At 60.1% G+C, this 24816-nt stretch carries 22 protein-coding genes; 18 read left to right on the top strand and 4 right to left on the bottom strand.

Annotated features, from left to right (window positions below):
* Window positions 1–12 precede the first annotated feature (12 nt).
* Window positions 13–2340, bottom strand: coding sequence for a GAS domain-containing protein (locus tag L8U60_RS01545; protein WP_269964623.1), 2328 nt, complete (start codon window positions 2338–2340; stop codon window positions 13–15).
* 293 nt (window positions 2341–2633) lie between these two features.
* Window positions 2634–4115: an MFS transporter gene (locus tag L8U60_RS01540; protein ID WP_269964622.1), complete on the bottom strand. Its 1482-nt coding sequence runs from the start codon at window positions 4113–4115 to the stop codon at window positions 2634–2636.
* A gap of 95 nt (window positions 4116–4210) precedes the next feature.
* On the opposite strand from L8U60_RS01540, the gene L8U60_RS01535 reads away from it, so the two are divergent.
* The 18 genes from L8U60_RS01535 to L8U60_RS01450 all read left to right on the top strand — a co-directional run bounded on the left by L8U60_RS01535 (window position 4211) and on the right by L8U60_RS01450 (window position 23095).
* The gene (locus L8U60_RS01535; RefSeq protein ID WP_269964621.1) at window positions 4211–4780 is read left to right on the top strand and encodes a copper resistance CopC family protein; all 570 of its coding nucleotides are present in this window, start codon (window positions 4211–4213) and stop codon (window positions 4778–4780) included.
* 146 nt (window positions 4781–4926) lie between these two features.
* Entirely contained in the window at window positions 4927–6993 is a 2067-nt protein-coding gene (gene thrS / locus L8U60_RS01530; protein WP_269964620.1) for a threonine--tRNA ligase, read from the top strand.
* Window positions 6950–7564 (top strand): HIT family protein, encoded by a 615-nt coding sequence (locus tag L8U60_RS01525; RefSeq protein ID WP_269964619.1) that lies wholly within the window; start codon window positions 6950–6952, stop codon window positions 7562–7564. Before thrS ends, L8U60_RS01525 begins: the two co-directional genes overlap by 44 nt.
* On the top strand, window positions 7557–8216 hold the full coding sequence (gene pgsA, locus L8U60_RS01520; RefSeq protein WP_269964618.1) for a phosphatidylinositol phosphate synthase: 660 nt from the start codon (window positions 7557–7559) through the stop codon (window positions 8214–8216). The genes L8U60_RS01525 and pgsA overlap by 8 nt, the downstream gene beginning before the upstream one ends.
* Before the next feature lie 6 nt (window positions 8217–8222).
* Window positions 8223–9104, top strand: coding sequence for a phosphatidylinositol mannoside acyltransferase (locus L8U60_RS01515; RefSeq protein WP_269964617.1), 882 nt, complete (start codon window positions 8223–8225; stop codon window positions 9102–9104).
* Window positions 9105–9111: 7 nt separating this feature from the next.
* The gene (locus L8U60_RS01510; RefSeq protein ID WP_269964616.1) at window positions 9112–10188 is read left to right on the top strand and encodes a glycosyltransferase family 4 protein; all 1077 of its coding nucleotides are present in this window, start codon (window positions 9112–9114) and stop codon (window positions 10186–10188) included.
* Between the two features lie 2 nt (window positions 10189–10190).
* Entirely contained in the window at window positions 10191–10517 is a 327-nt protein-coding gene (locus tag L8U60_RS01505) for a hypothetical protein (RefSeq protein ID WP_269964615.1), read from the top strand.
* 11 nt (window positions 10518–10528) lie between these two features.
* Window positions 10529–11377, top strand: a complete 849-nt coding sequence (locus tag L8U60_RS01500) for an acyl-CoA thioesterase (RefSeq protein ID WP_269964614.1) — start codon at window positions 10529–10531, stop codon at window positions 11375–11377.
* A gap of 77 nt (window positions 11378–11454) precedes the next feature.
* Window positions 11455–12210, top strand: a complete 756-nt coding sequence (locus L8U60_RS01495) for a YebC/PmpR family DNA-binding transcriptional regulator (protein WP_269964613.1) — start codon at window positions 11455–11457, stop codon at window positions 12208–12210.
* Window positions 12211–12320: 110 nt separating this feature from the next.
* Complete coding sequence (gene ruvC, locus L8U60_RS01490) at window positions 12321–12905, top strand: crossover junction endodeoxyribonuclease RuvC (protein WP_269964612.1); 585 nt, start codon at window positions 12321–12323, stop codon at window positions 12903–12905.
* Window positions 12902–13522 carry a Holliday junction branch migration protein RuvA gene (gene ruvA / locus L8U60_RS01485; RefSeq protein ID WP_269964611.1) on the top strand — a complete coding sequence of 207 codons (621 nt, stop codon included), beginning with the start codon at window positions 12902–12904 and terminating at the stop codon, window positions 13520–13522. Before ruvC ends, ruvA begins: the two co-directional genes overlap by 4 nt.
* 21 nt (window positions 13523–13543) lie before the next feature.
* Entirely contained in the window at window positions 13544–14620 is a 1077-nt protein-coding gene (gene ruvB, locus L8U60_RS01480; RefSeq protein WP_269964610.1) for a Holliday junction branch migration DNA helicase RuvB, read from the top strand.
* A 28-nt stretch (window positions 14621–14648) separates the two neighbouring features.
* Window positions 14649–14972, top strand: coding sequence for a preprotein translocase subunit YajC (yajC, locus tag L8U60_RS01475; protein ID WP_269964609.1), 324 nt, complete (start codon window positions 14649–14651; stop codon window positions 14970–14972).
* A 207-nt stretch (window positions 14973–15179) separates the two neighbouring features.
* A complete protein-coding gene (gene secD / locus L8U60_RS01470; protein WP_269964608.1) occupies window positions 15180–17093 on the top strand; it encodes a protein translocase subunit SecD in 1914 nt (637 codons plus the stop codon).
* Window positions 17094–17158: 65 nt separating this feature from the next.
* On the top strand, window positions 17159–18331 hold the full coding sequence (secF, locus tag L8U60_RS01465) for a protein translocase subunit SecF (protein WP_420840135.1): 1173 nt from the start codon (window positions 17159–17161) through the stop codon (window positions 18329–18331).
* A gap of 27 nt (window positions 18332–18358) precedes the next feature.
* On the top strand, window positions 18359–20152 hold the full coding sequence (locus L8U60_RS01460; protein WP_269964607.1) for an ABC transporter substrate-binding protein: 1794 nt from the start codon (window positions 18359–18361) through the stop codon (window positions 20150–20152).
* A 4-nt stretch (window positions 20153–20156) separates the two neighbouring features.
* Window positions 20157–20744, top strand: coding sequence for an adenine phosphoribosyltransferase (locus tag L8U60_RS01455; protein ID WP_269964606.1), 588 nt, complete (start codon window positions 20157–20159; stop codon window positions 20742–20744).
* Between the two features lie 74 nt (window positions 20745–20818).
* Window positions 20819–23095, top strand: coding sequence for a RelA/SpoT family protein (locus tag L8U60_RS01450; RefSeq protein WP_269964605.1), 2277 nt, complete (start codon window positions 20819–20821; stop codon window positions 23093–23095).
* 247 nt (window positions 23096–23342) lie between these two features.
* Here L8U60_RS01450 and L8U60_RS01445 read toward each other — a convergent pair whose 3' ends face one another.
* Both L8U60_RS01445 and L8U60_RS01440 read right to left on the bottom strand, forming a co-directional pair.
* Complete coding sequence (locus L8U60_RS01445; RefSeq protein ID WP_269964604.1) at window positions 23343–23687, bottom strand: hypothetical protein; 345 nt, start codon at window positions 23685–23687, stop codon at window positions 23343–23345.
* 240 nt (window positions 23688–23927) lie between these two features.
* The gene (locus L8U60_RS01440) at window positions 23928–24800 is read right to left on the bottom strand and encodes a peptidylprolyl isomerase (protein ID WP_269964603.1); all 873 of its coding nucleotides are present in this window, start codon (window positions 24798–24800) and stop codon (window positions 23928–23930) included.
* Window positions 24801–24816: the final 16 nt, after the last annotated feature.

Genomic DNA, 24816 nt, shown 5'->3' with positions numbered 1-24816 from the left:
CACGTAGCCATCTCAGTCCTTCTGAGATGACCCTGCCTGCAGCTTGGAGCTGATCTTGCCGAGGTCAGTGTCCTGGGCTGCTGGGGTCTTGGTGAGTGGAGCACACTCCTTGGACAGGTATGCGATACCGCCGATGAGTCCAGCGAGACCCGCCAGAACAGCACCAGCCTGCAGCACGCCACCGCTCTGGCCCCATGTGCGGGCGATTTCGGGATTGTAGATACCCAGCTGCTGTTGGATCTGAGTATTGAGCTGTTCGATGGCAGGAATACGGATCTGGGTGAGCAGAAGCAGTGGGAGAGCCAGCAGGGCAGGAATTCCAACAAGACCGCCACCATACAGGCACTTGGTGAGTGCATCCGTATGGTTCTCGACCTTCGTGAGGCGGTCTTTGATGTCATCGAGATCGTTTTGCAGGTTAGTGATCTCCTTCTCGATGATGGTGATCTTCTCCTGGTCTGTGTTGTTCTGCTCCTTGATCTTCTCAACCAGCTCCCTGATTTCCTTCAGCTCCGTGACGAGGGTGTTGTACTCCTCGCGGGACGGCGAGTCCTTCTTCTCCAAAGCCTCGATGCGATTACGTAGATCAGAAAGGTCGATGGTCTTCCAGACCGTCTTTCCACCGTCAACGTCGGAGCGGTAGACCTCGTAGACGCCCTTCTCCTCATTCCACCTGATGTCCGTGACGTAGATGTCGAAGACGTTGAACGTCACTGACTGGCCATCCGGCGTGGTGATCGTCACCGTGTGGTTAGGGGTGCCCTTGTTCTCCTCGGTCACCTTGACCTGCTCCAGTGGGACTGTCTTTTCCTCACCATTGATGGTGATCACAAGATTGCCCTTGCCGTCGGTCTTGATGTCGGTGACAGCTCCGTCATTCAGCTTGATCGTCCAGGTCTCGCCATCGGAGCGTGTAACCAGGTAGTCGCCATTCTCTTGCTTCTCCACGTTGATGATGTGGAGATCCTGGGCGGGAGGGTTGCTTACTTCCTCAACTGGAGTTTCAGAGAACTTATCGACGATCTTGTAGTAGAGAGTCCCCTTATCCCACAGGGAATTCTCGACGAGGTCCTTTTCGAAGTCGGCGAGTGGATCTTGGCGTGATAGGCCGCTTGTAGGCGTGACCTGCTCGTGCAGAGTCTGGCTGAACAGCCGGAAATCGATGCTGCCGGAAGTGACCGTCAAAGGGTCATCAGGGATGAAGAGGAACTGCACGACATCAATGTTCTCAGTAGCGCTGACAACCCATCGTCCTTGACCAGGGACTGAAATGTCAGAAGCGATCTTTGCGTCTTCACCAAAGGCCTCATTGAATCCATCAGTGGGGTAACCCCACGAAGATGTGTCGAAGGTAGTGCCTGCAGGAACGTCTGCGGAGAAAAACGCCGGGTTGGCGCGGTTGTTGGCGATTGAATCTGCGCGGTCAATATCAGTTCTTTGAAGAGCAAGGAACTCCTCGCGGCTGATACCAGTTGTTCGCTCGATGCTGCGCAAGTCGACTGGTGCTGAGGTGAGGTATGTGCGCTCTTCATTGAATTTCATTTCAATGTTGAACGAAGGGGATTGGGGATTGGTGGGATATCCCAGAACCGTGAACCCTGTTTGCTGTTGGTCCCCATTGGGTGCGACTACATCGAGGGAGGTGTCCCGAAGTGAAGTCGCGGCCTGAAGTCCGGTCTTAGGCACGAAGCGAATGGTGCCACCGGCATCGTCGTACTCCCACGTGCCTGCCGGTTCATCGGTTGTCGCGATCTCCCAACCCTGTGGGACGAGTTTCTGTACGTTGATCCACGACCCGGCCTGGCCAGCTTCGGTTTGAGAGGTTAAAACGGAAGCGTGCGGTGAATTCGGGCGATGGGGTACAGACACTCGTGTGGATTGACCATTGCCCGTCTGAATGACGAGTGCTGCTTCAACGGCTTGTTTTGGCGTGAGTGGTGTCTTGGTGTCGGGCTTGAAATTGAAGGATGCTTCCGACTTCCCATTGCTGTCAGACGACTTGTCCTTCACCCACGTTCCGTGCGGAACTTTGATATCTCCGGTGGGAAGGGCCGCGTCGTTCTCGCCGAGAATCACCTTCGTAACGTTTCTCGCTCCTTCTTCAAAATGGATGCTGTAATGGCCTTTCGCATCGGCAGCGTTGAATCGGTGAGGGGCGGTGTACTCGATGCCGTCAATGGTTTGCTGGCCAACAGTGGCGTCCTGCGCGACTGCAGTAGGTGCGGCAAGGACGGAGCTATGAGGTACGACAGTGTTGACGCCACTGAACGTAACGGCACTAGCTACAGCAATCGCAATAGCCTTGCGGGAGAATGCTGTACGAGAATGAGCATTAGACACGGTGAAGCCTCCACAGGGAAGTTGACAGAACTCAGCCGCGAGTACGGCATAAGTGTTTGATGGGTGAACAATTCCAGCCTAAATGGCATTACATTGCTGAGGGAAACAATTCTGGTGGAAATATTCACCGTGGAGGGTGTCCGTCCTACGGTGTCTGTGTGTAAAAAATTACATGGCAGATTCGTGGCGAAAATGAACCAGCTGATCAAAGGTTTCTATCGTCGAATAGTTTCTGCGGCAATGTAAAATTTTACACAGGATGCCCCAGGATGACCTCCCGCGAGGCTTTCGCGTTAAGCGTTCGCCGCTGATTTCGGGTTTCCGCGGAAGCACCACGCGGTGATGCCGCAGAGGATGGCAGCGACAGCGGCTTGGAAGGCGATGACGGCTTCGTGAGCGCGGGCGTAGGCGGGGGCGGCGGCGTCGCGGGTGGCGGGGTTGAAGATGGCATCCATGCCCATGTGGGCAATGTCCTGTGGCATGAAAGCGATCAGGAGAGAGGTCAGCATCGTGCCGGAGACAGCGACGGTGATGAGGGTGCCGAATTCGTAGGAGACTTCTTCCACGCTGGCGGCCATGCCGGAGCGCTCGGCGGGGGCGGCGCCGATGATGGCGATGGAGGAGACGGACATGGCGAAGTTGGCGCCGGCGCCGAGGATGATGAAGCCGGTGAGGAAGACAGGGAAGCTGTCCAGGTTGGAGCCCCACCAGGACACGAGACCGCCAACGACGCAGAGGGCGAAGCCAGTGCAGACGATCGTGCGGAAGCCAACGCGGTGAAGAATCGCTCCACCGGCGATGGAGAGGGGCAGGGCGATGACGCCGACGATGCCGATGGTGAGGCCGGCGTGGAAGGGGGTGAAGCCGTCCACAAGCTGAAGGCGCTGGGTGGTGGTCATCTCCAGTCCGATGACCACGAACATTGCGCCGATGGCAGTGATGGCACCGCCGGCGAAGATCGGGTTTTTGAAGATATCCAAGGTGAGCAGTGGCTCAGGCAGTTTCTTCTGACGGCGGGCAAACATGAAGGCGCCAAACAGCATGATGACAACAGCGACGGCGAGGATGGTCATGTTGGTGTCCAGGCGTGCGCTTTCCTTGATCACCATGGTCAGGCCCGAGAGGGCGAAGAGAGCGTAGATAGAGGAGAAGATGTCCCACATCTTTTCCGGATTCGGCTTGTTCTTCGGGCCGATCAACATGGTGAGGATGAAGGTGATGATGACAGCGGGGACGTTGATCAAGAACACCGAACCCCACCAGAAGAACTCAAGCAACAAGCCACCGACGACAGGGCCCAGTGCCGCGCCCAGTACCGCGGCGGAAACCCAGATGCTCATCGCCACATTGCGCTCACGCTCCTCAGGGAAAATCTGGTTCACCAGCGCGAGAGTGGCGGGCAGCATGGTGGCAGCACCCATGCCCAAGAAGGCGCGAGCAATGATGAGTACCAGCGGGGTGGGGGAGAAAGCGGCGGCAAGGGAGGCAAAGCCGAAGATGACCAGGCCGATCATGAACATGAGGCGGTGGCCAATCTTGTCGCCTAGGGTGCCCGTGCCCAGCAAGAGGCCGGTGATCACCAGCGGGTAGGCGTTAATGATCCACAGTGACTCGGAAGCAGACGCCCCTAACTGCTCATCAAGCGCAGGCAAGGCCGTGTACAGGATTGAGTTATCCAAGGCCACCATGAGCAGGCCGAGCGACACGACGACAAAAAATGGCCACCGGTTCGCATTGGACGGGGTGTTGTTAGAAGAGCTACTGGGGGAATTCACGCGGATAACCTACCCTTTGAGGCAGACACTTGTCACGCTAAGAGGTGTGGCGGTGGGACGGGTGACGTCGATAAGCGAAAGAGAGCTTGACCACAGTGAAGAAGAAACTCGCCGCAGTGATTGCAGCAGCTGGCCTTGCACTGGCGGGGGCACCGGCGGCCATGGCGCATGACTCCGTGATTGACGCGACCCCGGGGATTGAGGAAACAGTGACGGAGTTCCCCACCGAACTTCTGCTGGTGTTCTCCGGTATCCCGAAAGACGGCTTCAACACCATCGCGTTGTCCCGGATTGATACCAATGAGGTGTTGTTCAGTGGTGAGCCCACCGTGGATCGACAGAACGTGAGTATCGATGTGCCTGAGGGGTTGGACCCTGAACCCGGTCAGTACCGCATTGGCTTTCAAATCACGTCATCTGATGGGCACGCCACGAAGGGCATGACGCGGTTTACCTACCAGCCGCCCGGAAGCAGTGTTGACGGTGCCGCGGGTGCTGCCGATTCTGACGGCGCCCAGGCATCGAACACACAAGACAGCGCAGACGAGCAAGAGAATATTCGCAGCGGATACATCTGGGTGTGGCTGCTCCTTGGCATCGTCCTCGTCGGTGGCCTTGTCATTGCGCTGCTGGGGCAACGCCAGCGCAATGTGATGCGCGACTGACGTATTACAAGCAGACCAGAGTAAGATCACCCGCAGTGCCCGCGCCGGGCTCATGTGGCGCGCGCGGAGCAAGGCCCAGAACACACCAGCGGGCGCGGCCAGGTATGCCGCCCACGCGTGAGCGCAAAAGGAGCGCTGAATAACTTATGTCCAGCGGGATTGCCCCAACTGCACTGATCCACGACCCGTTTGAGGTCCCGGCCGGCACGCCGGTGGGCGCAGCGATGAGGGAGCTGGAATTGCCCAACAAGGGCGATGAGGCCATCGTCTGCGTCCAGGATGCAGAGGGGAACTTGAAGGATCTGTCCCACGTGCCGGAAGAAACCGCCAGCTTCATGCCGGTGGCAGCGAACACTGAGCTGGGCCGCAGCGTCATCCGTCACTCCTGTGCCCACGTGCTGGCGCAGGCTGTGCAGGAGGAATTCCCGGATGCGAAGCTGGGCATTGGTCCGGCGATCAATGATGGCTTCTACTACGACTTCGATGTCAAGGAGCCGTTCACCCCTGAGGATCTGAAGTCGCTGGAGCGGCGGATGAAGAAGATCATTAAGCAGGGCCAGAAGTTCGTCCGCGGTGTCTATAGCTCCGCAAGCGAAGCTATAGAAGACTTGAAGGATGAGCCGTACAAGCTGGAGCTGATCCAGGACAAGGGCTCTGTGGACCCGAACTCGGATGAGGCAACGGAGGTTGGCGCTGGTGATCTGACGCACTACGACAACGTCAACCCGCGTACGAATGAGGTTGTGTGGCACGATCTGTGCCGTGGCCCGCACGTACCCACCACCAAGTACATCCCGGCCTTCGCCTTGACGCGATCTTCTGCCGCGTACTGGCGCGGTGACCAGTCCAATGCTGGCCTGCAGCGCATTTACGGCACTGCGTGGGAGTCCAAGGAGAAGTTGGACGAGTACCAGCACATGCTGGCAGAGGCGGAAAAGCGTGACCACCGTCGCTTGGGCGCAGAGATGGATCTGTTCTCCTTCCCGGACCAGGTTGGTTCCGGTCTGCCGGTGTTCCACCCGGACGGCGGCATCGTGCGCATGGAGATGGAGAACCACTCCCGCAAGCGCCACCAGCAGGCGGACTATTCCTTTGTGAACACCCCGCACGTGACCAAGGGCGACCTGTTCAAGCAGTCTGGCCACCTGGATTGGTACGCCGACGGTATGTTCCCGCCCATGCAGCTCGACGGCGAGTGGGACGAGGAAGGCAACTGCACGAAGCAGCCGGTGGACTACTACACCAAGCCGATGAACTGCCCGATGCACAACCTCATCTTCGATTCCCGTGGCCGTTCTTACCGTGAGCTGCCACTGCGCCTGTTCGAGTTTGGCACCGTGTACCGCTACGAGAAGTCCGGCGTGGTTCACGGTCTGACCCGCGCGCGTGGCTTCACGCAGGATGATGCGCATATTTACTGCACGGAGGACCAGCTTGAGCAGGAGCTTACCGACGTACTGGAGTTCATCATCTCCCTCCTCCAGGATTACGGCCTGGATGACTTCTACCTGGAGCTGTCCACCAAGGACCCGGAGAAGTACATCGGTGATGATGAGATCTGGGAGCGTTCCACCAACATTCTGGAATCCGTAGCCACCAAGTCCGGCCTGGAGCTCGTTCCGGACCCGGCGGGTGCTGCGTTCTACGGTCCGAAGATCTCAGTTCAGGCACGCGATGCGATTGGCCGTACCTGGCAGATGTCCACGGTGCAGCTTGATTTCAACCTGCCGGAGCGCTTCAACCTGGAGTACACCGCCCCGGATGGTTCGAAGAAGCGTCCGGTGATGATTCACCGCGCACTGTTCGGCTCCATCGAGCGTTTCTTCGGCGTGCTGCTGGAGCACTACGCCGGTGCGTTCCCGGCATGGTTGGCGCCGCACCAGGTGGTAGGTATTCCGGTGGCCGATGAGTTTGCTGGTCACTTGGATGAGGTTGTCGCGCAGCTGCGTGCACGTGGTCTGCGCGCCGAGGTTGATCACTCGGATGACCGCATGCAGAAGAAGATTCGTACCCACACCACGAGCAAGGTGCCGTTCATGCTCCTGGCCGGTGCCCGCGATGTTGAGGCCAATGCGGTGAGCTTCCGCTTCCTCGATGGCACCCAGGTCAATGGTGTCCCGGTAGATGAGGCGATCGAGCTCATCACCGCGTGGGTTGGGGAGCAGATCAATGATCAGCCGACCGAGGAAGCCATTGCAGCGCGGCGCGGCTAATGCCCCTGAGGGCACGAACGGGCAGACCTACGTCGATAAGGGCGTGGGTCAGCCCGATCGTCTCGTGCGCCTGTGGGCGCCGTACCGGTCGAGCTACATCTCGGCGCGGTCAGGGGAGCGCGCCAACAAGGATCCCTTCCTCGCAGCCCCCGAGCAGTCTGATGAGGATGCGCTGATTATCGCGCGCGGCAAGACGGTTTACGCGCTGCTCAATTTGTACCCCTACAACGCCGGTCACCTCATGGTCGTGCCGTACCGCAAGGTCGCAGAGCTTGAATTGCTTAACGACGAAGAGACGGCCGAACTCATGTCCTTCGCCAAACTCGCCGTGCGCACCTTGAAGCGCGTGTCCCGCCCGGAGGCCATCAACGTTGGCTTGAATCTGGGGAAGGCTTCCGGTGGTTCTGTCGGGGACCACCTGCACTTGCATGTGGTTCCACGCTGGGCAGGGGACTCCAATTTCATGACGGTGATTGGTGGCACGAAGGTGCTACCGCAGCTGTTGAAGGACACGCGCACATTGTTGGCGCAGGCCTGGGCGGAGATCGTTGAGGAGGATGCGAATGCTTAGCGTGCACGCTCGGAAACCAGCTGCCGTCGTCGTCGATCCCGTAGCCAGAGCTCTGCTTCGCATTGGTCTGACGCCAAATATGGTGACGGTGGCCGGGACTCTGGCCACGATTACTGCCCTGGTCTTGTTGATCCCTACTGGCCATCTCGTCTGGGCAACAGCCTTGACTGCGCTGTTTGCTGCCATGGATTTGATCGATGGAACGATGGCCCGCATGCGCGGCGGCGGTACTGCGTTTGGTGCCACGCTTGACGCCAGCTGCGATCGTCTGACCGATGGTGCGCTCTTCGGGGCGATCGCTGTGTGGTTGATCTATACCGAACAAGCGTACCCATCAGCGGCAGTGGCCTGCCTCATCGTCTTGGTGCTGTCCCAGGTGATCAGCTACATCAAGGCCCGCGCGGAAGCAGGAGGCCTCACCGTCAATGGCGGGCTGATTGAGCGCGCCGAGCGCATCATCATTGCCTTGGCCGGCCTGTTCCTGCAGGGCGTGGGTGTGCCCAATGCAGTCGTGGTGTCTTTGTGGATTCTGGTCGTGGGGTCCGCGATCACCGTGATTCAGCGGCTCGTCCTGGCATCGCGCGACCCGAAGGCTTCCACGCGTATCGCCCCGCCGAAGGGTGCCACGGACCCAGCGAGCACAAGCGAGTAGCCAGACGTGAAGGACTCACTGGTTGCCGCCGGGTATATGGCGGGATGGAAGCTCGTACGCCATATGCCGTACCCGTTGGCGGCCACTCTGTTCAATGCTGGCGCCGATATGGCGTCTGATCGGGGGCGCGGCGCTGACATGCTGCGCCAGAACCTCACCCATGTCGTGGGGGCGGAAAACGTCACCCAGGCTTTAGTGCGCGCCTCCATGCGCTCCTATGCCCGCTACTGGCTGGAAGCGTTCCGGCTGCCAGCTATCGCTGGCAAGCCAGAACTCATGGCCACGTTGGATGATGCACTCATCGGACGGGAACACGTCGAAGCCGCCGTCACCAGAGGCAAGGGCATGGTGATCACGCTGCCACACTCGGGCAACTGGGATATGGCTGGCATGTGGCTCGTGGGCAGGTACGGGGGATTCGCCACCGTCGCGGAGCGCCTCAAGCCGGAGGTGCTTTTTAGCGCTTTCGTGGACTACCGTGAATCCCTTGGCTTCGAAGTGCTTGCTGCCACTGGTGAGAAAACTCCGCCGTATGAGCGCCTCAAGGAAGTGCTGCACGATGGTGGCGTGGTGTGCCTGATGGGGGAGCGTGACATGACACCGCGGGGTGTTCCCGTCACCTTCTTCGGGGAACCAACAACCTTTCCGGCGGGGCCGGCGAAGCTCGCGATGGAGACGGGCGCGAGCCTGCACGTAGCCCACTCCTGGTTCACGGGGACGACGCATGAGCCAGGGTGGGGGCTGAGTTGCTCGGCCCCCATTGAGGTCACTGACCTTGAGGTGACCACGCAGCGGGTAGCTGATCTTTTTGCCTCCAATATCGCGGCGCACCCGGAAGACTGGCACGCCCTTCAGCCGATCTGGCCGCATCAGCGGCGGAGCAGGTGATAGTGCCGTGCGTATCGGAATGGTGTGCCCGTATTCCTTTGACTACCCCGGCGGCGTCCAGGCCCACATCCTGGATCTGGCTCGGGTGTTCACAGAGGAGGGCCATCACGTTGAAGTCTTGGGGCCAGGGACGGAGCTCGCACGGGAACAAGATCTCCCCAGCTATGTCACCCTGTCCGGCCCAGCGGTGGCGTTGAGCTACAACGGTTCCACCGCACGGCTGTCTTTCGGGCCACGCGCATTCCGGGCAGTGCGGGAGTTTCTCAACCGCGGCAATTTCGATGTGGTGCACATCCATGAGCCAAACGCGCCGAGCCTGTCACTCATCACGCTCATGCTCGCGCGGGAACCAGTGGTGGCCACGTACCATGCCTCCGCAGCGCGATCGCTCGCGTTGACTATCGCGCGCCCGTTCCTCCGACCACTGCTCGAAAGAATCCAAGCGGGTATCTCCGTCAGTGAGATGTCCCGCCGCTGGCAGGTTGAGCAGCTCGGTGGCGACCCGGTTCTCATCCCCAATGGGGTGGATACGGGGAGGTTGAGGGGGAAGGGAAGCGCGGATAAGCATGCCCACATAGCTTTTCTTGGGCGTATCGACGAACCCCGCAAAGGCCTGCCCACTCTTCTTTCGGCGTTGCAGCTGATGGAGACCTCTCCGCGCGTGACCGTGATCGGCGGTGGCGAGCATGAGCCAACTCCGGGTGTTGATTTCGTGGGGCGCGTGAGTGATGAGGAGAAGGCGGCGATTCTGGGCAGCGCGGATATTTATGTCGCGCCGAACACGGGTGGTGAGTCTTTTGGGATTGTCCTCGTGGAGGCCATGGCCGCGGGCTGCGCGGTGGTGGCCAGTGACTTGGAGGCATTCGCCGCCGTCTGTGATGCGGATTCCGATGAGCCGGCCGGTGAGCTTTTCCCAGTGGGTGACGCGCGTGCGTTGGCCACGATTCTGGATCGGCTTGTGCGTGACGATGACGCGCGCGCTGCTCTTATCTCTGCCGGCCGGAAGCGGGCCGAACTCTACGACTGGCAGCACGTGGCAGCCGAGGTGATGGACGTGTACCTCACTGCGACGGGAGGTGAGTAGCGATGAGTACTTCTGCAGTTATTGCGTTCGTCGTTCTTGTTCTTCTGGCGGTTGCCCTGTGGGCAATCTTTACTGCGCGCCGGCTTGATTGCCTGCATATTCGCGTCGATCGTGCGCGTCGGGCACTCGATCACGTGTTGATCTGCGGTGATCCTGCATGCCAGCGCCGCCACGATCTTGCCGTGCGGTTCTACAACAACGCTGTGGCGGACACGCGTCGGTTACGATTGCGGCCGGTGATCCGCGTGCTGCGTCTGGCGGGAACAGCACCTTTGCCCGAGTTCTTTCCTTTCGCTAAACGTCGCGCAGACCGGCCGAGGGAGGGCTAAGGTTATGTTTCATGGATTTTGATGTACCCAAGATCGATGACCTTCTGAACCTGGAGCAGCTGGACACCAACATCTTCCGCGGGAAGGGTGTTTTTAGTGGTCTGCAGCGCACCTACGGTGGCCAGGTAGCAGCGCAGAGCCTGTCCGCGGCAACGAAGACGGTGGAAGAGGACAAGGTTGTCCACTCCCTGCACAGTTACTTTATTCGCCCTGGCAAGGCAGACCAGGACACCATTTTTATGGTGGACCGCGTCCGTGATGGGCGTAGCTTTGCCACCCGCCTTGTTCACGCGATTCAGGACGGGGAGACAATCTTCTCGCTTGAGGCAAGCTTCCACATCACCAACGATGAGGGCATTGAGCACTCCGACAAGATGCGTGAAGTTCCGCCACCAGATGACGTCATCCCGCTGGAGCAGGCAGGCGGCCCGCTGAAGTTCTTCTCCATGTGGGCGAAGGACTGGGATGTGCGTGTGGTGCCCGACAATGACTTTGCGCACAACCCGTACACGCCCAGCCAGCAGGTGGTGTGGTTTAAATCCCGTCGCGCGTTGCCGGATGATCAGACCTTCCACATTTGCACCCTGGCGTACATGTCTGACCTGACTCTGCTGCACTCGGCTTTGGTCCCGCACCGTGGACACAAGGTGCAGATGGCGTCCCTGGACCACGCGATGTGGTTCCTGCGCCCCTTCCGCGCCGATGAGTGGATGCTGTATGACCAGGTTTCCCCGTCCGCACACGGTGGCCGCGCCCTGACCCAGGGCCGTGTCTTCGACTCCAAGGGAAACCTGGTGGCCATGGTGGTGCAGGAAGGCCTGACTCGCACCTTGGCGGAGGGCAAAGTCGCCTTCGAGTAGTGGCAGAAAAACTGGCTGAAAGGGTCGGCGTATACTAGGCAGCCGACACTTTAGCCAGAGGAAAGGGGAGATGGCACATGGCTGGCCACTCAAAATGGGCTACTACCAAGCACAAGAAAGCTGCTAATGACGCGAAGCGTTCCAAGCTGTGGGCGAAACTGATCAAGGACATTGAGGTCGCCGCACGTACTGGCGGTGGTGACCCGGCTGGTAACCCGACCCTCGACGACATGATCCGCAAGGCACAGAAGGCTTCTGTGCCCAAGGACAACATTGAGCGCGCCCGCAAGCGTGGCTCCGGTGAGGAAGCTGGTGGCTCCGACTGGGAGGACATCACCTACGAGGGCTACGGTCCGAATGGTGTGGCCATGCTCATCCAGTGCCTGACGGATAACCGCAACCGTGCTGCGACTGAGGTGCGCACCGCGATGACCAAGAACGGTGGCAACCTGGGTGAGTCCGGTTCCGTTGGCTACATGTTCAGCCGTAAGGGCGTGAACACCGTGGTCAAGGGCGACCTGACGGAGGACGACGTGCTCATGGCTGTCCTTGAGGCTGGTGCGGAAGAGGTCAATGACCTGGGCGAGCACTTCGAGGTTGTCTCTGAGGCAACTGATCTGCACGCAGTGCGCGACGCGCTGAAGGACGCTGGCATTGAAGTCGAGGAGACGGACCAGGACTTTCGTGCTTCTGTCGAGGTCGAGTTGGACCTGGAGGGCGCGAAGAAGCTGGAGAAGCTTATCGACGCGTTGGAGGACGCCGACGATGTCCAGAACGTCTACACCAACATGACGATGTCGGACGAGGTTGCTGAGGCACTGGCTAACGAGTAACCCCAAAACTGCATTCAGATACCCGGTCTTCCGTGTGGGAGGCCGGGTATGTGTGTTCTTGTGGTAGAACAAGTGTGTGACTCCGAAGGTCGGGGTAGTGAAGGGGAGCTATGAACCTTGAGGGCCTGCGCGTGATGGGCATTGACCCGGGCTTGACCCGGTGTGGCCTGTCCGTGATCCAGGCTGGCAAGGGCAGGCAGGTGATCCCCGTGGCGGTGGGTGTTGTGCGCACGCCGTCAGATGCGGAACTCGCTCAGCGTTTGTTGCGTCTGTCCCATGCTGTGAACGAATGGATGGATGATTACAAGCCAGACGTCGTGGCAATGGAGCGCATCTTCGAACGTGGCAACGTATCCACCGTGATGCAGACCGCTCATGCCGTTGGCGTGATGGTGTTGGCAGCCGCGGAGCGCGATATCCCGGTGTACATGTACACCCCGTCCGAGGTGAAGAAGGCGATTTCCGGTAATGGCCGTGCGGATAAGAAACAGATGACCGCGATGATTACGCGCATTCTGGGCCTGTCCGCGCCGCCGAAGCCAGCGGATGCCGCTGATGCGCTGGCCATTGCTGTGTGTCATTGCTGGCGTGCACCACTGCTTGCGCGTGGTGCTGCGGCAGCAGCGCTGGCGGCGCAAAGCCCTGCATCGACCCCAAGGAATCCCGTGAATGGAAAGGCACGAGTAAACCCATGATTGATTCTCTGAACGGCGAAGTGATCGCCATTGGTTTGGACCACGCTGTCATTGAGTGTGCTGGTGTGGGATATCGCTTCATGGCCACCCCGCCGACCCTGGGCCGGTTGACCCGCGGTGAGAATGCTCGTGTGTTGACCGCGATGGTGGTCAAAGAAGACAGCATGACCCTCTATGGGTTTACTGATGATGATGGGCGCAGCATGTTCCACCGCCTCACCACCGTTTCTGGGCTGGGTCCGAAGTTGGCAATGGCCTCTTTGTCCGTCTTTGAACCAGCTGAGCTTGCTGGGCACATCACTGCCGGTGATTCCAAGGCGATTCAAGCCATCCCCGGTGTGGGCAAGAAGATGGCTGACCGTTTGATCCTTGAGCTCAAGGACAAGCTGAAGGGTGTCTATGCGGCACCGGCTGCCGAAGGTGATGCTAGCGGTGCAGCGACAGCAGCAACCGCTAGTGCCTCCTTTGCCACGGAACAGGTGGTGGAGGCGCTCGTCGGTCTTGGCTTCCCGGAGAAGAGTGCACGCACCGCGGTTGGCGCTGTCGTGGAAGAAGACCCAGAGGTGGATTCCTCTGCATTGCTGCGCGCAGCACTTAACCGTTTGGGTAAGAAATAGAAGGGGGAGGTGCAGTGACGGATGTCTGATGTAGAAAAGACTGAGTTTGAACTGCCGCCGGAGCTGGCGCGGCAGATTAATTCACCGATTGATGCCGCGCAGCAGTCGGAGGAACGGGACTATGAGAGGTCACTGCGCCCGAAATCTATTGATGAGTTCATTGGTCAGCCAAAGGTGCGCCAGCAGCTTGGCCTTGTTCTTGAAGGTGCGAAGAAACGCAATGTGACACCGGACCATATTCTTCTGTCCGGCCCGCCTGGTTTGGGTAAGACGACGATGGCGATGATTGTGGCGCAGGAACTGGGAACGTCGTTACGCATGACGTCTGGCCCGGCACTCGAGCGAGCCGGGGATCTTGCAGCGATGCTGTCCAACCTCATGGAAGGCGATGTGCTTTTCATCGACGAGATCCACCGCATCGCCCGTCCCGCTGAGGAGATGCTCTACATGGCGATGGAGGATTTCCGCATTGACGTGATCGTCGGCAAAGGCCCCGGTGCTACCTCGATTCCGTTGGAGATCCCGCCGTTCACCCTCGTGGGCGCAACAACGCGCGCGGGCATGCTTACCGGCCCGCTGCGTGACCGTTTCGGCTTCACCGCGCAGATGGAGTTCTACGACGTTGATGATCTCACGCATGTGATCACTCGTGCCGCGTCGATCCTGGGTGTGGAGATTGACCATGATGCGGCAGTGGAGATCGGCTCCCGCTCCCGTGGGACACCCCGTATTGCCAACCGGCTGCTGCGCCGCGTGCGTGACTGGGCTGAGGTCAATGGAGATGGGCGCGTCACGGTGGACGCTGCACGCCAGGCACTCGAAGTCTTCGACGTCGATGAGCTGGGCCTTGATCGTCTCGACCGGGCAGTGCTGGAGACCCTAATTAAGTCTCATGGCGGTGGCCCCGTCGGCGTGAGCACCCTGGCTATCGCGGTGGGGGAGGAACCCTCCACGGTGGAGGAGGTCTGCGAGCCATACCTTGTGCGGGCGGGACTTATGGCCCGAACCGGTCGAGGACGCGTCGCCACCGCTGCTGCCTGGCACCACCTAGGCATGACCCCGCCGCCAGAGGCCCCGGGGCAACTACACCTGATGTGATCAACGCCGTATGAAAGAATTAGGAACTATGGAAATTCTTCTTCTTCTATTTATCTTCGCACTGTTCGCTCTGCCCACGCTGCTGATGACCCGGTCCCAGCGCAAGCGCATGGAAGAAGCAAAGCAACTTCAGGCAGCCATCGCCCCTGGTGACAAGATCATCAGCGTCTCCGGCTTCCATGGCACGGTCGTGGCGGGCAATGAGGAGACGGTTGATCTGGAGATCGCACCGGGTGTAGTGGTGACCATGGAGCGCGTCGGTGTGTACAAGCGCATCGAAGAAGAGGTTGAGCCCGTCGCATACCGGGATGAGCCGACGGTGGAAGACCTGCAAGAGCAGAAAGACAACTAACCGCGGTCTAGTTCCATCCTGCTCCGGCCTTGCTGTGAAAGCGGGCCGGGCTTAATTATTTCCGGGTACATGACGTACCATCACTTTTTGGACCTTGTGCCTTTTCATGGGCAGAAGTGAATAGACACCCACTGTGCTTCCCCGCAGGCTGGTTTGAACAGCTGGTGAGGCGGAGTGGAAGTAGCAGGCTATCAGGAGATCTTGTACGTGACTTCGAAGAAAACATCGAAGCGGACTTCGCGCGAAGGCGCATCGAAGAAGGAGTGGCCAGCACGGGCACTAGCGCTGTTCGCGCTTATTCTTATTGCTACCTACGCCCTTGTGTTTTTCACGGGTGATAGGCAAGCAAGCCCGAAGCTGGGTATTGACCTTCAGGGCGGTACCCGTGTGACCCTCGTCCCGCAGGGCGAGGAGCCAACGAATGACCAGCTGAACCAAGCCCGCACCATTCTGGAAAATCGTGTGAACGGCATGGGCGTTTCTGGCGCCTCCGTTGTCGTCGACGGCAACACGCTGGTGATCACCGTGGCTGGTGAGGATACGTCTGAGGTGCGCAGCATCGGTCAGACCTCCCAGCTGCTGTTCCGTCCGGTATCGCAGGCCGCTGGTCAGGTTGATCAAGCGGCCTTCCCCAAGGTGCTGGGGGAGATGGCCAACCGTTGGGTTGAGTACCGCGTTCTTACCCCGGAAGAAGCAAAGAACACGGTGAACCTGTTTGCTGATAGCTTCAACCAGCAGGTTGAGAACCAGCAAGCCGGCGGAGAAGAAGGGGCCACAACACCCGCGCTGGAGAAGATCACCGCGCCGGAGATCACGGCTAAGCCGAAGGAGGAGCCGGAAAACTCCCTTGAGGCAGCTGAGTTCCGCCAAGAGGCAACCGAGATGCTGCGCAATGACCGTCAGTCCGCTGACCCGACGGCCCTGCAGGCCGCTGCGATGCTGATGAAGTGCCAGCCGGCTACCCCGGACACCCCGGCACCGGCTGACCCGCTGGCGGGTACGGATGATCCGACGAAGCCACTCGTTGCATGTGACTCCAACTCGGGCTCCCCGCTGCTGCTGGATCCGGTCCCGCTGCTGCAGGGCGTTGAGGACCCGGAGGGCCCACGCCTGACGGGTAACCAGATTGATACGAACCGCCCGATCACGGGTGGCTTCAACTCCCAGACTGGCCAGATGGAGATCAACTTCGCGTTCAGCCAGGAAGGTGAGCACAACGGTTCGTCCACGTGGGCCGCTCTGACGTCCGCCATGGTGGGCCAGCAGATTGCTATCACCCTGGACTCCCAGGTGATCTCTGCACCGCAGATCCAGTCGCCGACGCCGGTTGGCTCGGCAACCTCGATCACCGGTCAGTTCACCCAGGAAGAGGCAGAGAACCTGGCCAACAACCTGCGCTACGGTGCGCTGCCACTGTCCTTTGCTGGTGAGAACGGTGAGCCGGGTGGTACCGCAACCACGGTTCCGCCGTCGCTGGGTCTCGCTTCGCTCAAGGCGGGCATCATCGCTGGCCTGGTGGGCCTGGCGCTCGTCGCAGCGTTCGTGTTCTTCTACTACCGCCTGTACGGCCTGATCTCCCTGTTCACGCTGCTGTGCGCTGGCCTGCTGGTGTACGGCGCGCTGGTGCTGCTCGGTCGCTGGATCGGCTACACACTGGATCTGTCCGGTGTTGCGGGTCTGATCATCGGTATCGGTACCACGGCTGACTCCTTCGTCGTTCTGTATGAGCGTGTCAAGGACGAAGTCCGTCGCGGCAGAACCTTCCGCTCGGCAACCCTCAATGGTTGGGAACGCGCGAAGGACACGATCATCACAGGCAACATGGTCACCCTGATCGGCGCAGTGATCATTTACTTCCTCGCTGTCGGCGAGGTCAAGGGATTTGCCTTCACCATGGGTCTGACCACGATCTTCGACCTCCTGGTCACCTTCCTGGTCACCGCGCCGATCATGATCCTGGCTTCCCGCAAGAAGTTCTGGGGAAAGCCGGCTGTGAACGGCATGGCCAAGGCCTTCGAGGCTGGCAAGCTGAACCCGGAGGCAGTGGGGCGTACTAGGGTTCGTCGACAAGCAGAAAAGACCGTCGTAGCGGACACCCCAACCGAGACCAAGGAGAACTAACTGTGAGTAACTCCATTAACTCCACGCAGTCGGGACCGGTTGTGGCAGACGCGGCTGCGGAGAACATTAACCTCGAGGAGCGCCGTGCAACGGGCATTGAGCGCCTCTACGAGGGCAAGGGTGCGATTGACTTCGTTGGTCGTTCCAAGCTCTGGTACACCATCGCTATTGTGCTGCTGGTGATTTCGTTCGCAGCGATGGCTCTGCGCGGATTCAACCTGGGCATTGACTTTGAGGGCGGCACGAAGATGAGCATGCCTGCCGGCGACCTGGTGGCGGAGGAAGTCGAGGACACCTTCGTCGAGGCCACCGGTGTGACCCCAGAGCTGACGCAGATCGTCGGTGCGGGTGATTCGCGCACGCTGGAGATCAACTCCGAGCTGCTCACTCAAGAGCAGATCGACACGGCGCGCGAGGCAATCTACAAGGCCCACGAGCCGAAGGACGCTGACGGCAAGGCCTCGCCGGATGCCATCGGTGATTCGACGGTGTCTGAATCGTGGGGTTCCACGATCACGGAGCGCATGATTCTGTCCATGGTGATCTTCCTCATCGCTGCTGCTGTGTACGTTGCGGTTCGTCTGCAGCGCAACATGGCTATCGCCGCGATGGTCGCATTGCTTTTCGACGGAGTGGTGATCATGGGCATCTACTCCCTCTTCGGCCTCGAAGTCACCCCGGCGATGATCATTGGTCTTCTGACGGTGCTGACCTTCTCCCTCTACGACACGGTGATCGTGTTTGACAAGGTGAAGGAGAACACCGAGGGCGTGCTGGATTCCCGTCGTTCCACCTACGCGGAGGAAGCGAACCTGGCCGTTAACGAGACCCTGATGCGTTCCATTTCTACGTCCGTCATTTCCGCTCTGCCGATCATCGCGCTGATGATCGTGGCCGTGTGGCTGCTCGGCGTGGGTACGCTGCAGGACCTGGCGATGATCCAGCTCATCGGTGTCGTGGAAGGCGTTATTTCCTCGCTGTTCCTGGCCACCTCGCTGTTGGTCACCCTGACCAACATGCAGAAGCCGTACAAGAAGCACAACAAGGAAGTGGAAGACTTCCGCAACGGTGTGTCCGATGACGCTGAGGCTGCCACCGGCAATGCAAAGCGCACCGTAACCGTGCCGGCTGAGGTCTCCTACGCTGGCGCGGAGCATGAAGCCGCCGGGGCAGAGGCTGATGTTGAACCAGATCACGGTCGGACCTCCACCACGACCTGGCGCCCGAACCAGGGTTAAGAATCTGGGTGCGGGGAAGGATTAACCGTGTGGAAACCATCGTGGAAGCAGCACGAGGCAAAGAACGCTCATCGACGTACCCGTCGGAGTGGCGCGATCACCGGCGTGGCGGCGCTGACCACTGCGACGGCACTGGTGCTCGCGGGCTGCTCGCCGTCGAATGAGAAGGCGACGGACCCAAACGCGCTGGATTACTTCGGCTATCAGCTGCCGGTGCCGTTGGTAACGACGAATGCGGCATCGAACCTCGGCGATTCGATGAAGGTGCAGCGCCTGTCCGGCCGTGTTTTTCCCGGTGCTTTCATCCCCGGCCCGTCTGGGCAACGTATTCCTAACACGGATTTGGTGAGCACCCAGGTTTTGCCGGGGCAGCAGCGCCAGGTCGTGTACACACTGACCGACCAGGCTGTGTTCTCCGATGGCGTTCCGGTGACGTGTGATGACTACAAGCTGGCTTTCATCGCCGGCTCTAACCCGCAGATCTTTTCTTCTCATTTGCCGCAGATGCAACAGGTGGAACGCGTGGATTGCACCCCGGGCGCCAAGGAATTCACCGTTGTCTTCCAGGAGGGCAAGGGAGGTCGTTGGCGCGAGCTCTTCGGTGGGGGCACAGTACTGCCTGCCCACGCGGTGGCCAAGAAGATTGGGATGGAGACAGCTCAGCTGACGCAGGCACTGGATGCCTTTGACGAGGATGTGCTCAGGCGTGCAGCAGAAGTCTGGCGCTATGGCTTCAGCCTGGCTAATTTCGACCCGGAACTGCAGGTCTCTTTCGGCCCCTACAAGATTGATTCAGTAGGGGAAGAAGGGGAAGTCACCCTGGTGGCTAATGAGAACTACTACGGTGATGCACCCGGCGTGAACAAGATCGTCGTGTGGCCGTCCACGAAGAACACGGAAGAGCTCCAGAAGGCTGGCGCACTCATGGTGGCGGACCTGGACGATCACAACCCAAGTTGGTACCAGGCCGCACCGCATCCCGGTGAGGGATCCAATGCCGATGATGCGGTGGCCGGTGATTCCACTGCAGCGTCTGGGGCCAATGCGACGGGTAGCGCGAAGGAATCCCTCGACCCCAGCGCCCCAGAGGCCCACCAGGAACTGCAAACTGTGATCGGGGAGATGACAGACACGCTCGTCTTCGCGGACTTCGGTCCGTGGTCGGATCCGGCCAACCGCCAAGCATTGGCGAAGTGTGTGGATGCGCAGGCGGTGGCGGCGGCGTCGTCAAGCATTGCAGGCATTGACCTTCCCGCATCTCCTGTACATGTGCTCAACCACAATGACCCGATGACGCGCCACCTCGGCGACATTGCCAACCCCCACTTGGCCGTGGACATTGAGGGCGCGAAGGTGGCCGCGGGGCTTGAACTGCGCATTGGATACCTCGCCCCGAACGAGCGCATGGCCGCCATGGTTGAATCCATCCGCTCTTCCTGCGAACCAGCAGGAATCACAGTGATTGATGCAACCGGAAACGGCAAGACCCGCGGTGACCTGCGCACCGAGCAGCCGGCATGGAACGAGCATGACACCGAAAAGGAGATGGTGGACGCATACCTCGGCGCCGTTGACCCGATGTCGGAGTATGAGACTTCCGTGTCCCGCTCGGAGGAGTTGCAGTCCCTGCGCTCCGAGGAACAGCGCCTGTGGGAGGAGCTTCCCTCTATTCCGCTGTCGGCTCAGCCGCGGACCTTCATCGTGGATAAGAACATCAAGAACGTCGTCGTTTACACTGGCCCAGTCGGGATCGGCTGGAATTTGGACCGCTGGCAGATCCCTGGGGCCACCACCACTCGCAACAAGAAAGCCGGCTCGTAGAACCGTGACTCACTCCGACCAGACCTCAGCAACCAACTCTGCCACTCAGGCCGGCCCGTACAGCACCGCGCGCGAGGCTCTCGCCGCCAGGATGCGCTACGTACAGGACTTCCCGGAGGAGGGGGTGCTCTTCGAGGACCTCACACCGGTGCTCGCGGACAAGGATGCGTTGAATATTGTCATTCGCGAAATGTCGACGGCCTGCGAGAAGATGGGCGCTGACATGGTCGGCGGCCTTGACGCGCGCGGCTTTCTGCTTGGTTCCGCCGTGGCGTATGACATGGGCGTGGGCATCCTGGCCATCCGCAAGAAGGGTAAGCTGCCGCCGCCGGTCATCCGCGAGGAGTACTCGCTCGAGTACGGCGAGGCCGCGCTGGAGATCCCAGCCGAGGGCATGCAGTTCGAAGGCAAGCGCGTTGTGCTTGTCGACGATGTCCTAGCCACCGGCGGCACCCTCATGGCCGCCCATGACCTCATCGAGCGCGCCGGCGGCACCGTGTGTGGTTGCGTCGTCGTGCTTGAGGTTGACGGACTGGGTGGCCGCGAGCGCCTGGGTGATGTGCCCCTCGTGGTGCTGAACAAAGGGGAGTAGGACCCACAAACTTCTGCGGCGCCACTGGGTAGACTGATCAGAAGTGTTGGACCCCGACCCTGGAGGAGTTATCAGTGACGTCTCACGATAGACCGCAACGTCGCTCGGGGTCGTCCGTGCGCAGTGTGTCTGCGCGCCTCGCGCGTTCTCTCACCGGCGGGCGTCCTCGTACCAACCCGGTGTTGGAGCCGTTGCTGTCTATCCACCGGAAATATCACCCGCGGAGCTCTATCGATGATATTTCCCGCGCGTACGACACTGCGGAGCGCCTGCATGAAGGCGTGACCCGTAAGTCGGGGGACCCGTACATCACGCACCCTTTGGCAGTGGCGACGATCTGCGCTGAGATCGGCATGGACACGACCACCGTGATCGCGGCGTTGCTGCATGACACGGTGGAGGACACCGACTACTCCTTGGAGGATCTCACTGCTGATTTCGGGCCGGAGGTCGCCCGTCTTGTGGACGGCGTGACCAAGCTGGACAAGGTCGCCTTCGGCTCCGCCGCTGAGGCTGAGACGATCCGCAAGATGGTCGTGGCCATGGCGCAGGACCCACGCGTGCTGGTGATCAAGGTGGCAGACCGCCTGCACAACATGCGCACCATGCGTTTCCTCCCGCCGGAGAAGCAGGAGAAGAAGGCCCGAGAAACCCTCGATGTGATCGCGCCGCTGGCGCACCGCCTGGGCATGGCCACAGTGAAGTGGGAGCTTGAAGACCTGGCCTTTGCCATCTTGTACCCGAAGAAGTACGAGGAGATCGTCCGCCTCGTCGCAGAGCGTGCCCCGTCGCGTGACCGGGCGCTCAAGGAGATCACCACTGAGATCCAGAACGAGCTCAAAGCCAACGGTGTGAAGGCTGACGTCATGGGCCGCCCGAAGCACTACTGGTCGATCTACCAGAAGATGGCTGTGCGCGGCCGCGACTTCGCCGAGATCTTTGACCTCGTGGGCATCCGCGTTCTGGTGGACACAGTCAGCGACTGCTACGCCGCTATTGGTGTGGTCCACTCGATGTACTTCGCCATGCCGGGCCGCTTCAAGGACTACATTTCCAACCCGCGCTTTGGTGTCTACCAGTCCTTGCACACCACGGTGATGAACAACTCTGGCCGCCCGCTGGAGATCCAGGTGCGCACCCATGAGATGCACTACAACGCTGAGTTCGGCGTTGCTGCGCACTGGCGCTACAAGGAAACGAAGGGTTCCCACAAGGGCGACCAGGCTGAGATTGACCAGATGACGTGGATGCGTCAGCTACTTGACTGGCAGAAGGAAGCAGCAGACCCCAACGAATTCCTCGACTCACTGCGCTATGACCTGACATCGGCCCAGATCTTCTGCTTCACGCCCAAGGGCGATGTGATCAACCTGCCGGCTGGATCCACCCCGGTGGACTTCGCCTACGCCGTGCACACGGAAGTCGGCCACCGCTGTATCGGCGCGAAGGTCAACGGTAAGCTCGTAGCGCTGGAGTCCACGCTGAAATCCGGCGACAGGGTAGAGGTGTTCACCTCCAAGGACAGCAATGCTGGCCCGTCCCGCGACTGGCAGGAATTCGTTGTTTCACCGCGTGCCCGGACGAAGATCCGTCAGTGGTTTGCCAAGGAGCGCCGTGAGGAGCACCTGGAAGCCGGCCGTGATGCCCTGGCCGCGGAGGTCCAGCGTGGTGGCCTGCCGCTACACCGCCTGTTCACCGCTGATTCCATGAACAAGGTGGCCACCCAGCTGGGCTATGAGGACGTCGATGGGCTGTACACCGCCATCGGCTCCGGCAATGTTTCCGCCAAGCATGTTGTCACCATGCTCATGGACATGTTCGGCGATGAGGATGATGCGGTTGATGCCCTCGCCTCCCGCGCGCCGTTCTCCGAGCTGGTCAAGACCCCCGCGCGAACGGACGGTCCCGCCATTCTGGTCGAAGGATCCCCGGATGTCATGGCCAAACTTGCCCGCTGCTGCCTGCCAGTGCCCGGCGATGACATCTTCGGGTTTGTCACCCGCGGCGGGGGAGTCTCGGTTCACCGTTCGGACTGCACGAATGCGGACAAGCTCCGCCAAGAATCTGCACGGCTTATCGACGTCGCCTGGGACCGCGGCTCCCGCCACGGCGCCTCCATGGCCACCATGCAGTTGGAAGCGCTGGACAAGCAAGGCCTCTTGGCTGAACTCACCCGAGTACTCAACGACCAGAAGTTGCCCGTGGTTGCCCTCAACCATCATTGCGCCGACGACCACATCGCCACCGTGCGGTTTACCTTCCAGGTCTCTGACACCAAGCAGCTCGGTGCCCTGATGAACCAGATTCGCAACATCGAGGGCGTCTTCGATGTCTACCGCGTTACCGCCTAGCCGACCTCCATACTCGCATCATTCCCGCCCCAATTACACCAATCGCAACACCTAAGTTTGCCAAACTGCCAATTTTTAAGCCTAGAGCGCCCTTTTTCAGCCTATTTGGCAAACTTTGGTGTTACGGATGTGGTTCGCCCTCGAGCACATAATCACTGCATCTTCACGAAAGGGAGGACGCAGGCAGTAAAAAATCCACCCGGGGACAAAACCGGGTGGACTTAGTGCGCTTTAGCTCAGCGCAGATTTAGAACTTGAAGTTCTTCTGGCCGAAGTTGATCACCTTGCCGATGAGGCCCAGGACTGAGGTGATGACTGCGATCCAAGCGGTGATCTTGGACGGGGAGATGTAGTACTCCTTGGTGTCCTTGTTGTAATCGTAGAACATGTCACGAGCTGCCTTGGAGGAGTTCTCCTTGCGCTTCTCCTTGTCGGTCAGCTCCGGCTTCTTCTCGTCCTTGTTCTCAGGTGCGGTGACGGTGTTGTCGGTGCCGGTGTTCTCATCGGCAGCGAATGCCGGAGCGGCGACGACGCCGGAGACGGAAACAGCGGCAGCGGTAGCTGCGGCGAGGAGGCTCTTACGGATCTTCATGTGTAGCCCTTTCGGTGACTCTACTTCGTTGATGACGTTGGCTACTCTACAAGCGCTAACTAGCTGTTGCAAGGGGTAACGCGAGGTGATTCACAGGTCACCAGCAGTTTTCTTATCTGGCACTTATACAAAAGGGTGAATTCATGGGTTCTTGCACTTGAAACTGAGAACCTCATAGAAACAACGCCACCATGTGTGACTGAACTCACATGGTGGCGTTGGGGGTGTGGGGGTGAGGGCTTAAGAGATCGTGGCCTTCTTGATCTTCACTTCTTCCTTCGGTGCGCCGTCGCCGCTACCCATTGCGGACTGGCCGTCCTCAGCGATGCCTGCTTCGGCGATCTTGTCCAGGGTTGCCAGGCCTTCTTCGTTGATGGTGCCGAAGTAGGTGTAGGCAGGGGCCAGCGGGGACTCGCCGTAGTTAAGGAAGAACTGGGAACCGTTGGTGTCCGGACCGGAGTTGGCCATTGCGACAGTGCCGCGCTCGTAGATGACGGACTGGTTGGTGTTCTCGGCGTCGTCGTCAACCGGGTACTCGTCCGGGAATTGGAAGCCCGGGCCGCCAGCGCCAGTGCCGGACGGGTCACCACACTGGAGGACGTTGATGCCGCCGGAGGTCAGGCGGTGGCAGACGGTGTTGTCGTAGTACTTCTCCTTGACCAGGTACTCAATGGCGTTGACCGTGCACGGGGACACGGAGCGGTCAAGGGTCAGGCCGATCGGGCCGGCAGAGGTATCAAACTCAACGTCGACGGTGCCCTGGGTGGACACGTTGTCCTGCTTCGGCAAGCCCTTGTAGTAATCGTCGCGGCCATCCTCGGTGTAGGTGCAGCTGACGGTGTCATCCAGTGGGGTGGAGCGCTTCTTCGCCAGTGCCACCGGAGTGAGGTCCTCAGACGGTTCGGTGGACTGCTCACTGGATTCCTCAGCCGTGACCTCCTCATCAGAGTTCCACGTTGCGGCGAAGTAGATGCCGCCACCGACCAGTGCCAGGACAAGAAGTGCGAGCGCGGCAACTGACCACGGCTTGCTCTTTTCCTTGCGGTCGCGGGCCTTCAGCTCGCGGTCAAGTTCTTTCAGTGCGTCTTTGCCGCGCTGGGCGTTGTTCGTCACTTCGGCGGACCTCCAC

This window comes from Corynebacterium meitnerae (assembly GCF_027570075.1).
GTDB lineage: Bacteria > Actinomycetota > Actinomycetes > Mycobacteriales > Mycobacteriaceae > Corynebacterium > Corynebacterium meitnerae.
The sequence above is the reverse complement of the archived record's forward strand: the minus strand, read 5'-3'. Positions and strand labels throughout refer to the sequence as shown.

What these genes read in the sequence shown, in the direction of transcription:
- thrS (WP_269964620.1), top strand. Translation starts at nt 4,927, where the DNA reads ATGTCCAGCGGGATTGCCCCAACTGCACTGATCCACGACCCGTTTGAG.
- L8U60_RS01525 (WP_269964619.1), top strand. Translation starts at nt 6,950, where the DNA reads ATGATCAGCCGACCGAGGAAGCCATTGCAGCGCGGCGCGGCTAATGCC.
- pgsA (WP_269964618.1), top strand. Translation starts at nt 7,557, where the DNA reads ATGCTTAGCGTGCACGCTCGGAAACCAGCTGCCGTCGTCGTCGATCCC.
- L8U60_RS01505 (WP_269964615.1), top strand. Translation starts at nt 10,191, where the DNA reads ATGAGTACTTCTGCAGTTATTGCGTTCGTCGTTCTTGTTCTTCTGGCG.
- L8U60_RS01500 (WP_269964614.1), top strand. Translation starts at nt 10,529, where the DNA reads ATGGATTTTGATGTACCCAAGATCGATGACCTTCTGAACCTGGAGCAG.
- L8U60_RS01495 (WP_269964613.1), top strand. Translation starts at nt 11,455, where the DNA reads ATGGCTGGCCACTCAAAATGGGCTACTACCAAGCACAAGAAAGCTGCT.
- ruvC (WP_269964612.1), top strand. Translation starts at nt 12,321, where the DNA reads ATGAACCTTGAGGGCCTGCGCGTGATGGGCATTGACCCGGGCTTGACC.
- ruvA (WP_269964611.1), top strand. Translation starts at nt 12,902, where the DNA reads ATGATTGATTCTCTGAACGGCGAAGTGATCGCCATTGGTTTGGACCAC.
- ruvB (WP_269964610.1), top strand. Translation starts at nt 13,544, where the DNA reads ATGTCTGATGTAGAAAAGACTGAGTTTGAACTGCCGCCGGAGCTGGCG.
- yajC (WP_269964609.1), top strand. Translation starts at nt 14,649, where the DNA reads ATGGAAATTCTTCTTCTTCTATTTATCTTCGCACTGTTCGCTCTGCCC.
- L8U60_RS01445 (WP_269964604.1), bottom strand. Translation starts at nt 23,687, where the DNA reads ATGAAGATCCGTAAGAGCCTCCTCGCCGCAGCTACCGCTGCCGCTGTT.